Raw genomic sequence first — 13114 nt, forward strand, 5'->3', positions numbered from 1 at the left:
AAACAGGCTGGCGAGGTTAACTCGGCAGCCTGTTTTTTTGATCAATCAAGATATTTATTTTTATAGACAACCTTTGTCCCGCAAATATAATCATGTAATGCCAGTTTAGAGGGAAAGGCCGCCATGATAAAACCGATATATAAGATCTTAGATAATGTGTAAGCGAAGAAACGGCCGAAGCTGTGCCAAAAAGAAATACGCTCGCCATACTGATTGACAACGATGATGCCCATGAGTTTTTTCCCAATGTTGCTTGCATGTTTGAGGAAGTCAGCAAGCTATAGTAAAGAATAGCGAAAATAAATATGATGGCCAAAACAGGGATTGTGCCAATGATCAACATGAAAAACTCATATTGGGCTTCTGACATGTGTGTACCTGCTGCATCAATGAGTGGCAACACAATGAAGGTGTTAATGAAAATCATAATGAAAGAGAATATAGCTATAATAAATACATCAATAATCGAGGCGGCTGCCCGAATCCAAAATCCTGCTGGTTTTTCCATGTATCATTTTACTCCTTTAAAGTTTTCTGGGTATTATACGTTAGGGGCTGCAGGGTTTCAATGAGATAGACTAGAGGAATTTTGTCTCGTTTGAAAATTGTATTTTATCACTTTTAATCTCTTTATTTAGGTGATATAAAGATAAAAAAAGAACCTGCAAGATGATGCAGATTCTCTTCATTATGATTATTTAGAGGCTTGAATAAATACACCCTTCTCATGAGAAAACTCTTTGAATCCGTATACCCCATGATAGGAGCCGATTCCGCTTGTGTTGACGCCGCCGAATGGCAGGTTGACGTCACTGAAATGGACGACGACATCATTGATGGCCGCATTTCCTGATGTCGTGTGCTGAAGGACGTTGTCAATCAGGTCTTGGTTTTTGCTGAACACATAAAGTGCAAGCGGTTTATCGCGGTCATTTACGTAATCGATGACCTCGTCGATGTCTTCATAGTTCATCATTGGCAGAATCGGTGCGAAGATTTCCTCCTGCATGATTTTCATATCAGGCGTGACGTTTTTCAAAACGGTTGGCGAGATCGTGCGGTCGCTGGCATCAAATACGCCGCCGAACACCACTTCCGCCCCTTTTTCGATGGCATCGTCGAACAGATCTTTGACGCGGTTGAAGTTGCGGTCATTGACGATCTGCGTAAATTTGCTGCGGTCTGGGGTATGATCATCCTCCATAAATCCAGCGTTGACGACTGTTTGTAAAATCCCCGCGAACCTGTCCTGAACGTCTTTTTTAATGAACAGGTAATCAGGTGCGATGCAGGTTTGGCCGGCGTTTACGAATTTCCCGACGGCGATCTTTTTCGCTGCGTCCATCAGATCGTATTCACTGTCAATAATCGTCGGGCTCTTGCCGCCAAGCTCAAGTGTGACAGATGCCAAGTGTTTGGCAGCCGCTGTCATGACGATTTTCCCGACATTTGTGCTTCCAGTGAAGAAAATATGGTCGAACGGCTGATCAAGTAGTTCGGTTGCCACCTCAACCTCTCCTTCAAAAATCGCGACTTCTTTTTCATCAAAAGCGTCTCTTATCACTTTAGCGGCAATGTTGCTCGTGTTCATCGTGAAATCGGACAGCTTCACAATCGCGCTGTTTCCGGCTGCGAGAGAAGCGGCAAGCGGCGCCATCGTCAGCATAAACGGATAGTTCCACGGGCCGAGGATGAGTGTGACGCCTTTAGGCTCGTACATAAGAATTCCGTTTGCGTCAGGGCTTAACGATGAACCGACTTCTTTAGGCGCCATCCATTGTTCCAGGTTATTCATATTATCTCTAATCGCTTTTTTTGTTCCTTCGATTTCCGCTTTTTTGACTTCGTGATATGGTTTGCGGACGTCTTTGCGGATCGCTTCGATGATTTCTTCTTCATGGGCGATGACGGAATCTAAAAAGCGTTGAAGCTTTTCTCTCCGCTGTTCCGCTGTTGAAGCGCGCAAGGCTTTTTGCTGTTTTTTCTGAAGCTGAAAGACACGATGGATGTCGTCCTTTACTTGCTGTTCCATTGTAAAATCCCCCTCATTTGCTTTCTTCTTTTCTCGGACCTATTATAAGGTGGTACCTTTTCTGTAAGAAAGACAACGGTGAACCATCTATACGTTACCGTACATATATCGAAGATCTGTCTAATGATTGGGGGTGTCTTTTGTGCCGGAATCTGCCGAAGCTCAAGTGAAAGAGGCGCTGCTGGCTTTATTGGAAGAAAGAGATATTCAACACATCACAATGAAAGAAATCGCTGAAAAGGCCAAAGTGAGCCGCGGATCGCTCTACCTTTATTATGAGGATAAGTTTTCAATCATTGAGGATGTGATCGAAGACATGAAGGAAGGACTGGGCAAAGCGCTTTTTGACGCCTTCAGTCATATGGATACCCTTCATTTGAACAAAAAACGGCAAACGGTGCATCCGACGCTGTCCTTTGTTCATGAGCATCGATCCTTTTTTTCTGTGATGATGAACAGAGGGCATTTCCATCGTTTTTTTAGGGATGTGTTTCAGCAGGATGTTCTGCTGACTCCGGTCCATGTGAATTTGACGCCGATCGAACGGGAAATTTACGGACATTACCGGGCCTTGTACACGTACGCGATTATCCTGTATTGGCTGAATGAGGATGCGGCCGCGACTCCGGAAGCTATCAGCCAAAAGGTATGGGAGCTTGTTTCTCAAAAGAGATTTTATTGGCTGTTTGGACAAGCTGTGCCAGGAGAGCGAGAGAAGAACAAGCAAATCGACAGGCGTGTGGTTCGAACGAGAGAGGCGCTCCAGAAGGCATTTCTGGACGTGCTGGCGGAGAAAAAAGACTACGCAGCCATCACGATTTCGGATATTACCCGGAAAAGCAATATCCGCCGTGCAACCTTTTATGATCACTATGCCAATAAGGAGGAATTGCTCCGAACCATGATACAGCGATCATGTGCGGAGATCATTGATCACCTGACGATTGCCTCCAGCCCGAATGAATTTTCCTTAAAGGAAGCGGAGAAGGCGCTCGCCAGTCTGCTTTCTGCTTTGTCAAACATGCCCATTGTCCATTTTCTCAATCGGGAATGGGGTGTTCCTCATGTGATACCTGATATGTTCAAAGCGCTGGAATCGTTTTATCTGCATCAGCAAACTGATATTCACGCAGAGAAAAAGCTTTATGTCCATTATGTATCCGCAATGATTATTGGGTTGCTTTTGTATCGGCTGGATGAAGGAAAGGCGCATCCGCCTGAAGTGCTGGCGAGGGAATTTTTGCAGTTTTTGGATGTGAAAAAGTATAAGGTTGTATTGCTTTGAAAGACAAAAAGAGAGGGACATCCCCTCTCTTATCTCGTTTCTTTCTTCCATTTCTCATCAATCAGCATTTTCCCTGGCCATGTGTATGCCATGATGCCGCCGTCTGCGGTGATGTCCTCTCCTGTGACGTATGAGCTGTCGTCTGACGCGAGGAACAGGGCCACTGTCGCCATTTCCTTCGGCTGGCCGAGGCGGCCGAGCGGCGTGACCCATTTGTTGGCTTCGCGGAATTTTTCACCCATTTCTTGTTCTTTGGTGCCTGCTAATTTGTCAATCAGCGGGGTTTCGATCGTACCCGGTGAAATGGAATTGACGCGGATGCCGTTTCGTGCGTAGTCGATTGCCATTGCCTTTGTCAGGTTGGTGATACCGCCTTTTGCGGCGTTGTAGCCGGAGCGGTCAAGGTCCGCGGCACGGCCTGACATGGAGGAGGTGTTGATGATGGAGCCTCCATTTTCGAGCATGAGCGGAATCAAATATTTGCTGCAAAGGAACGTGCCGCGCAGGTCGACGGCGATAATGCGGTCAAACAGGTCAACCGGATATTCGTGTACCTTTCCGCCTTCCTGATCAACGCCGGCATTATTAAACAGAATATCAATCGTTCCGCATGCATCCTTGATTTGATCAGCAAATGCTTTCACACTGTTTTCATCTGACACATCGAGGTGAAAGGATTCTGCCTGTCCTCCGTTTTTTCTGATTGCGTCAACTGTTTCTTCCATTTGATCTTTATTGATATCTCCGATTATCACACGCGCGCCTTCATTGGCAAAAACCTCTGCCGTCGCTTGCCCAATGCCTGTCGCGGCGCCTGTGATCACTGCTGTTTTGTTTTCAAGTCTTCCCATGATACGAGACCTCCTTTTTCTAATTGTCTTCCCGCTATGTGCAGTGATAAACATGCGAGAAAAGAAAGGCCAGCATATGTTAAGATGAATTAGAAATTGTTGGGAGGTTTGTATGTTTGAAGGTACAGCATAAGAAGGAGCTCAAGTTTTATTGCTTCATTACCATTCCATCTGCATTTGTTGTGCTGACTGTCATCTCTTTTTTATTGCAAGAGATTACGTTTCCGGTGACTGCAAGCGCATTTCTGAATGCTTCATGGCATAATCTATTGTTTTTTATACCGTTCGGTTTGTTTTTCTACCCGGTGCATATATGGATGAAGCGGGAGTTTGGCCGCTGGAATGACACAGAAAAAAAGAGAGGATGATGAAGCCTCTCTTTTTTATGAGAATGAGTGAGAAAAAGAGTGAAAACAAATCCAACTAATGTTAAATTTACATATATATGCATCTATCAATCTAATTGACAATTGTCATCTTATGTGATAAATAGATGCTGAAAAGGGTTTACATAATGGTAAAGGAGCGATCAAGAGTGGCAAAAAAAGAGTTTAAAGCAGAGTCTAAACGCTTGCTGGATATGATGATTAACTCCATTTATACCCAAAAAGAAATTTTCCTGCGCGAGTTAATCTCCAATTCGAGTGATGCGATTGACAAAATCTATTACAAAGCGCTTACGGACGATGCGCTTACGTTTGATAAAGACAGTTACTACATAAAGGTCGCAGCTGACAAAGATGCGAGAACATTAACCATCTCTGATACGGGGATCGGAATGACAAAGGATGAGCTTGAACAGCATCTTGGAACAATTGCAAAAAGCGGTTCCCTCGCGTTTAAAAAGGAAAACGAGCTGAAAGACGGACATGACATTATCGGGCAGTTCGGTGTCGGTTTTTACGCGGCATTTATGGTTGCCGATGTCGTGACAGTCATCAGTAAAGCGCTTGGCAGCGAAGAAGCTTATAAATGGGAGTCTGCGGGTGCAGACGGCTATACGATTGAACCGTGTGAAAAGGATTCTGTCGGTACAGACATTATCCTGAAAATCAAAGAGAACACAGAAGATGATAGCTATGACGAGTTTTTAGAGGAATATCGTTTAAAAGCGATCATCAAGAAGTACTCCGACTTCATTCGCTACCCGATCAAAATGGATACAACCATTAATAAGCCGAAGGAAGGCAGCGAAAATGAATTTGAAGAGGTGCAGGAAGAGCAGACGGTCAACAGCATGGTGCCGATCTGGAGAAAAAACAAAAGCGAGCTGACAGATGAGGATTATGAAAAATTCTATGCTGAAAAGCATTACGGGTTTGATAAACCGCTCACACACGTTCATATCAGTGTGGATGGAGCCGTTCGCTACAACGCGATTCTATTCGTCCCTGAAAACATGCCGTTTGACTACTATTCCAAGGAATATGAGAAAGGCTTGGAGCTGTATTCCAATGGCGTGCTGATCATGAATAAGTGCGCAGACCTGCTACCGGACCACTTCAGCTTTGTGAAGGGCATGGTCGATTCTGAGGATCTGTCGCTGAATATTTCCAGAGAAATGCTGCAGCATGACCGCCAGCTGAAGCTGATCGCGAAAAACATCAGCAAGAAAATCAAAAGCGAGCTGCAAAGCCTGTTGAAAAAAGACCGCGAGAAATACGAGACGTTCTACAAGTCGTTCGGCAGACAGCTGAAATTCGGCGTGTACAATGATTTTGGCGCGAATAAGGATCAATTGAAGGATCTCCTCTTATTCTACTCTTCAAAAGAGAAAAAACTGGTCAGCTTAGACGAGTATGTTTCCAGAATGCCAGAGGAGCAGAAATTCATTTATTACGCGACCGGTGATTCTTACGACCGCATTGAGAAACTGCCGCAAACGGAAATGGTGGCGGACAAAGGCTATGAAATCCTCTACTTTACTGAGGACATCGATGAGTTTGCAATTAAAATGCTGGCTTCTTATCAGGAAAAAGAATTCAAGTCCGTATCAAGCGGAGACCTTGGCATAGACACGGATGAGGATCAAAAGCAGTCCGAGGAAGAGGAAAACAAGTATAAGGATCTGTTTGAGGAAATGAAAAACATTCTGTCAGACAAAGTGAAAAACGTCAGAATCTCAAAACGGCTTAAATCACATCCAGTCTGCCTTGCTGCTGACGGCGAAGTGACAATTGAGATGGAAAAAATCTTAAACGCGATGTCTGACAGCCAAAATGTGAAGGCGGAAAAAGTGCTGGAAATCAACCCGAATCACGAGGTATTCCAAACGCTGCAGGACGCGTTTGAACAAGATAAAGAGAAGCTGAGACTGTACACAAACCTTCTGTACAATCAGGCGCTTCTCATCGAAGGCCTGCCGATTCAGGACCCTGTGGAATTTACGAACAATATTTGCAAGGTCATGGTGTAAACAGAAAAAGGAATCGTCTCATAAGGAGACGATTCCTTTTTTTATAATGTACGCTCATTCAGCACTTGGTTTTGGGTGCTTTTCTTCTTTTTAAACCGTTTTTTCAGGCTTGCTTCAATTTCCTCCAAGCTTTTCCCTTTGGTTTCCGGTACCATGTAGAACGCGAAGAAAAATGAGAGAAGACAAATGACTGAGAAAACCATAAAGACCCATGCGATGCCCATCGCGCTTAGCATCAGCGGGAAGACAAGCGACACGATCAGGTTGGCCGCCGATAACACCAAAGTCGTGAACCCTGTCGCGGCTCCGCGTGCTTTGGATGGGAAGAGCTCAGGCATGAGCACCCACACTACCGGACCCCATGTCGCCTGGTAAAAGACGATATAGACACCTAGAAAGACTACTGTCATCCACGCTGTTGATGCGGAAAGTCCGAGTGTCAGGAGCACGCCTGATAAAGCAGCAAGGCTCAGTGTGATGCCGACACTTCCCCAGATCAGAAGTTTTTTGCGGCCGACTCGGTCAATTAAGATCATGGCAGTGATACACATGATGACGTTGAGGATGCCGATTCCCATTGTGCCGAGCGCCGAAGCTGATGTACCAAGACCGGCCTTCGTAAAAATGGTTGGCGCGTAGTAGATGACCGTGTTAATGCCGACCGCCTGCTGGAAAATGGCAAGGCCGACGCCAATCAGAAGCATGGGGCGAATCCATTTGGCTTTCAGCACGCCGAGTGTCGTTTCTTTTTTCTCCGCTTCCCCTTGCTTCATCTCTGCCAATTCCATTTCGATGTCTTGGGGATCATGAGTGATGTTCATGATGCGTCTCGCTTCTTCTTCACGGCCGCGCTTCACGAGCCATCTTGGCGATTCCGGCATGAACGCGATGCCGATTAATAGAAGCACGGCAGGCACTGCGGCCAGACCGACCATCCAGCGCCACGCTTCAAACGGTGTGAACAGGTAGTTAACGATATAGGCGAGCAAAATCCCGGTGACAATCATTAAGTTGTTCATTGTGCCGAGTGTCCCGCGAATTTTCGTCGGTGCCATTTCGGAAAGATACACGGGCACAAGTGCCGTTGAACCGCCGACGGCCAACCCGAGTATCACCCTAGATGCAATCAGCATGCCGATTGTTTGAGAAAATGCGCAAGCGAGCGCACCGATAATAAAAATGATGGAAAGGACAAATACAACCTTTCTCCTGCCCCAGCGGTCTGAGCATGTGCCGCTCAAGGCAGAACCGAAAATCGCGCCAAGGAGCAGCATGCTGACAACCAATCCTTCTGTCAATGTCGTTAAAGGAATATCGTTATTGATAAACAGGAGTGCTCCGGAGATAACACCTGTATCGTAACCATATAGCAGTCCCCCTAAAGCGCCGAAAAAGTAGATCATATATTTCCTTGTGTCTTTCTTCACAAATGTCTCCTCCTCAGTTGTTGAGCCAATGAGTATCTAAAATGTATAACAAAGTTAATAGATTAGTACCCATTTCCTATCTCATTTGAAACATTTGTTTTGAACAAACGGAAACGTTAAAGCCAAAAGAGATGATCACAGATCCGCTGAGTTTAGGAAAAACGAAATAACTTTATGCTCAGAGAAACCATTAAAAAAACCTTACCCGCGCGGAGTAAGGTTTTGATTAAGACATTTTTATTCTTCTGCTTCGTTGACGAAAACCAAGGCAGAGAAGCCTTTTTTCTTATCAAATTGCAATTCAACGACGGTAACTTCCGGATTGAAGTTGTGGTATTCCTCTAAGAACTGAATAATGCCTTCTGAAATGTCATCTGACATAAGCTGCTTGTGGTGCAGGCCAAATGTGGCTTCAGCGAAGAACCCTGTACGCTTGTTGTACGATAGTTCTTTTACTTCAACGTCTTCAGGGTAGATATCTTCTTCATTAGAAATATACACGCAAATTCCGTCTACAATTTCTTGCTCATTTAATATTAATCTCATTGCCTAAAATCTCCTTCTATACGTCTTCGGTGCTTTAAATGCGCGAATCAACGCGATGACAATGATTAAAATAATGATCAAAGCAATGATATCAACGATCCAGGCAATGGGTGAAGCGCCATACGAAACATAGCCGGGGCCTCCGACTGGATGATAGGTGTAACCCCACGGGTGCATCATGCTGATCATGAACATACCCATTGTAAATCCGCTATAATATCCAAACCATCCTGATGGCGCGAAACCTGCGTGATAGTAATGATTGACTGAAACATAACGTCCGCCAACATAGGCTTTAGACGTTTTTCCGCTGTATGTCTTTCCGGTTACTTTTGATGTAGCGCCGGAAAAGGTGCCTGACGATTTTTTAGAGCTTGATGAGCTTGCCTTTTCCGAAGGCTTCTTTTTAAGCGAAATCGATGATGATGAATCGTCAGGCGTCTTGGATTTTTTGCTAGAAGAGCTTGATCCTGAGCTGTAGCTTGATTTCGGGCTTGATTTATAGCTTCCGCTGTATGACGAGCTTGAACTTCGGCTGCTGTAACTAGATGATGAGCGGCCGCTAAAGCTCTTTGCATGAGAAATCGTTGATGGCAGCAGTACACCTAAAGCAACGGTTACTGCAACTAAGGCTTTTACATATTTAAGTTTCATTCTGTTTCCTCCATAGACCATCGAAACGGTCCGCTATTCTGACCAGCAAATAAAAGAAGCTGGGTCAGCTTTATTTCATATGAGCTAGATGATATGAACGTTTCATACTTTTGCTTTCTCAATCACTTTCTTTCTGAGATAAACTACCTTTATTTTATCGGATTTATGGCTCATTTTGTAAGGTTTTGCTTCAAAATCAGTTATTTAGGAATTTATCGCACAAAAAAACAGCCTTCTCCATTGGAGAAGGCTGCTTTCTTCTTATGCGAACAGCTTATCAATAAATGAAATATCCTCTTGAGAAAGCGTCACGTCGGCTGTTTTGATGTTATCAATCAGCTGATCGGCACGTTTTGCTCCCGGGATTAAAATATCAATTTCCGGTCTTGCTAAATACCAGGCCAATACGATGTGAGGGATATCCACGTTGTGTTTTTCGGCAATCGGCGCAAGCTTGTTGACCTTTCTGATATTTTCTTTGAAACGCTCGCCCTTGAAGTGTTCCTGTTCGTTTCGCAGGTCGCCTTCTGGGAACGTTGTATCTTCTGTATACTTTCCTGCCAATAAACCTGATACGAGCGGGAAGTAAGGGATAAATGAAATATTATGCTCCTTCGTATACGGGAAGAATGTTTTTTCCGCTTCACGGTTTAACAGGTTGTATTCGCCTTGCAATACATCTACCAAACCGTCTTTGTTTGCTTCTTTCAATTGCTCTAAAGAGAAGTTGGATACACCGATGGAGCGGATTTTTCCGGCTTTCTTCATCTCATTCAGCGCGTTAACAGCTTCATCCTTAGGCGTATGTTCGTCAGGGAAGTGAATGTAGAACAAATCGATATAATCGGTATTCAAGCGCTTCAGGCTTTCATCAACTGATTTTTTAAGAAATTCTGGTGAATTATCAAAGACAAAGTCATTGCCTTGTTTTCTGTGAGCGGCTTTTGTCGCGATGACAACATCTTCACGGTTGAATTCACGCAGCACTTCACCAATTAATTCTTCGGAACGGCCGATCCCGTAAATATAAGCGGTGTCTAACATTGTCACGCCATTACGGATCGCCTCGCGCACCAATTCTTTTCCGGTTTCTTCATTTAGGTTAGGGTAGAGGTTATGTCCTCCGACAGCATTTGTTCCTAATCCGATAGGGAATACCTGCAAGTCTGATTTTCCGAGCTTCGCTTTTTTCATGATCTGCCTCCTAGAATAAAATGGATGATAGACTCTCAACACTATTGTAAACGTTAGGCCAGATGAATGCCGATTTGATGCTCATTGCAGTACTGCGTGTACTCGTCGTCTAATGGCTGAGAGGTCACAATGCAATGCAGCCTGTCAAACGGTGCATACGTCAGAAGCGTTGATTTTCCGAATTTAGAATGGTCAGCCAATAGATACACTTCTTTTGCTTTTTCTGAAATCCTCTTTTTAATTTCATACTCCAGCAGATCCGAATTGGTCAATCCGTGTGTCAGCGTCGTTCCGGTAGCGGACATAAAGGCTTTGTTGATATTGTACTTATCAAGCATAGCCGGGTCGTCCATGCCGACAAAGGAGCGGGTTTTTCTCTTATAGTTGTTTCCGATAATGATTAAGTTGATATTCTTCAAAGCTGACGCCGCATTGATAATGTCTAAACTGTTGGTTAAGATGGTGACATTTTTGGCTGGATCAAGCGTATCAAGAATAGACTTTGTCGTCGTTCCTGAATCAATGAAGACCAAATCGTGATCTTCAATAAATCGGGAAGCATAATGGGCGATTTTTGTTTTTTCATCCTGGTGCTGAATGGTGCGATTTTCAAAAGGAACTAATGCGGTTTTTTCAATAGATGTTACGCCGCCGTATACTTTTTCAATCGCACCCTTTTCTGTTAGCTTGTTGATATCACGTCTGACTGTGTTTTTGGAGACATTGAACACCTGGCACAGCTCATCTAAGGAAACAGTGCCATGCGATAAAATGTACTCCTCCATTTCCTGAATCCGCATCAGTTTCATATAAAAAACTCCTTCTTGAATCTTTACGTAACATAAATATATAATAAAAACCAAAAGTTAATCAATAGTTGCTTAAAAAATGATAACATCGGTGTATATCTTTTGCAAGATTGGACGGCCTTCTCTTACTTCTCTTACTTGATTAAAAGATTAATATAATAAAAATAATGAAAAAATGTAGTGTTTATGATTGACTTATGGGTATTATGCGATTAGAATATAACCAAGAAATGACCAAAAAGTAACCTGTTGTGCATGAAATGGTTGCTTGTATGTAAATATGCATCCGCCATTTATTTTTTTGGTGTTTTTGAAAGCGTTTAATTCTTGGCTTGCTGAAAAGTGGATATTGATATGAATCTATCCGGAACCATCCATACAAGTGTATGTGTTTACTAATGAAGGAGGCAATAAGAATGGCAGAAATCAGAAAATTAAAAAACTACATCAACGGTGAATGGGTTGAAAGCAAAACAGATCAATATGAAGATGTCGTCAATCCGGCGACGAAAGAAGTGCTATGCCAAGTGCCGATTTCTACAAAAGAGGATATTGATTACGCAGCGCAAACAGCGGCTGAAGCATTTAAAACATGGTCAAAGGTGGCGGTTCCTCGCCGCGCCAGAATTCTATTTAACTTCCAGCAGCTGCTGTCTCAGCATAAAGAAGAACTTGCTCATCTAATTACCATTGAAAACGGAAAAAACACGAAAGAAGCTTTAGGTGAAGTGGGACGCGGGATTGAAAACGTAGAGTTCGCCGCTGGAGCACCTTCCCTGATGATGGGTGACTCACTTGCTTCCATCGCAACGGACGTTGAAGCGGCGAACTACCGTTACCCAATCGGAGTTGTCGGCGGAATCGCGCCATTCAACTTCCCGATGATGGTTCCTTGCTGGATGTTCCCGATGGCGATCGCGCTCGGCAACACATTTATTTTAAAGCCATCTGAGCGGACTCCGCTGTTAACAGAGAAATTGGTTGAGCTTTTTGAAAAAGCGGGCCTTCCGAAAGGGGTGTTCAACGTCGTATACGGTGCGCATGACGTTGTGAACGGCATCCTCGAGCATCCCGAAATTAAAGCGATTTCATTTGTAGGCTCCAAGCCAGTAGGCGAATACGTCTACAAAAAAGGAAGCGAAAACTTAAAACGCGTTCAATCTCTGACTGGCGCGAAAAACCATACGATTGTCTTGAACGATGCGAATCTTGAAGACACGGTTACAAACATCGTTGGAGCTGCCTTCGGTTCTGCCGGTGAACGCTGCATGGCTTGTGCGGTTGTGACAGTTGAAGAAGGAATCGCCGATGAATTTATGGCGAAGCTGCAGGAAAAAGTGGCGGACATTAAAATCGGTAACGGCCTTGATGACGGCGTGTTCTTAGGACCGGTGATTCGCGAAGACAACAAGAAGCGCACGCTCAGCTATATCGAAAAAGGTCTTGAAGAAGGTGCCAGACTCGTATGTGACGGACGTGAAAATGTGTCTGACGACGGCTACTTTGTCGGCCCGACGATCTTTGACAATGTCACAACAGAAATGACGATCTGGAAAGATGAAATTTTCGCTCCGGTCTTATCTGTCATCCGTGTGAAAAACCTGAAAGAAGCGATTGAAATCGCCAATAAGTCTGAGTTTGCGAACGGCGCCTGCTTGTTCACATCCAACTCAAACGCAATCCGCTACTTCCGTGAAAACATTGATGCGGGAATGCTAGGCATCAACCTTGGTGTGCCGGCTCCAATGGCGTTCTTCCCATTCTCAGGCTGGAAATCTTCATTCTTTGGAACGCTGCATGCGAACGGAAAAGACAGCGTCGACTTCTATACACGTAAAAAAGTGGTGACGGCAAGATATCCGGCACCTGATTTCAACTAAACGACGAACAGCCGAACGGC

General features: G+C 44.3%; 11 protein-coding genes and 1 pseudogene. 4 read left to right on the top strand and 8 right to left on the bottom strand.

Annotation, left to right across the window (positions count from 1 at the left end; translation table 11 throughout):
• Nucleotides 1-41: 41 nt before the first annotated feature.
• Nucleotides 42-508: pseudogene (locus BGM23_RS22325) on the bottom strand (RDD family protein).
• Nucleotides 509-694: 186 nt separating this feature from the next.
• Entirely contained in the window at nt 695-2032 is a 1338-nt protein-coding gene (locus tag BGM23_RS01650) for an aldehyde dehydrogenase family protein (RefSeq protein WP_003227040.1), read from the bottom strand.
• Nucleotides 2033-2174: 142 nt separating this feature from the next.
• On the opposite strand from BGM23_RS01650, the gene BGM23_RS01655 reads away from it, so the two are divergent.
• Nucleotides 2175-3317: a TetR/AcrR family transcriptional regulator gene (locus BGM23_RS01655; RefSeq protein ID WP_015250844.1), complete on the top strand. Its 1143-nt coding sequence runs from the start codon at nt 2175-2177 to the stop codon at nt 3315-3317.
• Nucleotides 3318-3346: 29 nt separating this feature from the next.
• Here the strand turns inward: BGM23_RS01655 and BGM23_RS01660 are convergent, their stop codons facing one another.
• On the bottom strand, nt 3347-4168 hold the full coding sequence (locus tag BGM23_RS01660; protein WP_003227042.1) for an SDR family oxidoreductase: 822 nt from the start codon (nt 4166-4168) through the stop codon (nt 3347-3349).
• 116 nt (nt 4169-4284) lie between these two features.
• Between BGM23_RS01660 and BGM23_RS01665 the strand changes: the two genes are divergently transcribed.
• Nucleotides 4285-4536 carry a hypothetical protein gene (locus tag BGM23_RS01665; RefSeq protein ID WP_003227043.1) on the top strand — a complete coding sequence of 84 codons (252 nt, stop codon included), beginning with the start codon at nt 4285-4287 and terminating at the stop codon, nt 4534-4536.
• Between the two features lie 167 nt (nt 4537-4703).
• Nucleotides 4704-6584, top strand: a complete 1881-nt coding sequence (htpG, locus tag BGM23_RS01670) for a molecular chaperone HtpG (RefSeq protein ID WP_015250846.1) — start codon at nt 4704-4706, stop codon at nt 6582-6584.
• Between the two features lie 41 nt (nt 6585-6625).
• Here the strand turns inward: htpG and BGM23_RS01675 are convergent, their stop codons facing one another.
• The 5 genes from BGM23_RS01675 to iolR form a co-directional block, all read right to left on the bottom strand.
• Entirely contained in the window at nt 6626-8011 is a 1386-nt protein-coding gene (locus BGM23_RS01675; RefSeq protein WP_019712602.1) for a sugar porter family MFS transporter, read from the bottom strand.
• Nucleotides 8012-8248: 237 nt separating this feature from the next.
• The gene (locus BGM23_RS01680; RefSeq protein WP_019712601.1) at nt 8249-8557 is read right to left on the bottom strand and encodes a DUF2653 family protein; all 309 of its coding nucleotides are present in this window, start codon (nt 8555-8557) and stop codon (nt 8249-8251) included.
• A 3-nt stretch (nt 8558-8560) separates the two neighbouring features.
• Entirely contained in the window at nt 8561-9211 is a 651-nt protein-coding gene (locus BGM23_RS01685) for a hypothetical protein (RefSeq protein ID WP_019712600.1), read from the bottom strand.
• Between the two features lie 261 nt (nt 9212-9472).
• Nucleotides 9473-10405: an aldo/keto reductase gene (locus tag BGM23_RS01690; protein WP_003227049.1), complete on the bottom strand. Its 933-nt coding sequence runs from the start codon at nt 10403-10405 to the stop codon at nt 9473-9475.
• A 53-nt stretch (nt 10406-10458) separates the two neighbouring features.
• Entirely contained in the window at nt 10459-11214 is a 756-nt protein-coding gene (iolR, locus tag BGM23_RS01695; RefSeq protein WP_003227050.1) for a myo-inositol utilization transcriptional regulator IolR, read from the bottom strand.
• Nucleotides 11215-11630: 416 nt separating this feature from the next.
• On the opposite strand from iolR, the gene iolA reads away from it, so the two are divergent.
• Entirely contained in the window at nt 11631-13094 is a 1464-nt protein-coding gene (gene iolA, locus BGM23_RS01700; protein WP_003243682.1) for a methylmalonate-semialdehyde dehydrogenase, read from the top strand.
• Nucleotides 13095-13114 lie beyond the last annotated feature (20 nt).

Origin of the sequence: Bacillus sp. FJAT-14266 (assembly GCF_001719225.1) — a bacterium.
GTDB lineage: Bacteria > Bacillota > Bacilli > Bacillales > Bacillaceae > Bacillus > Bacillus subtilis.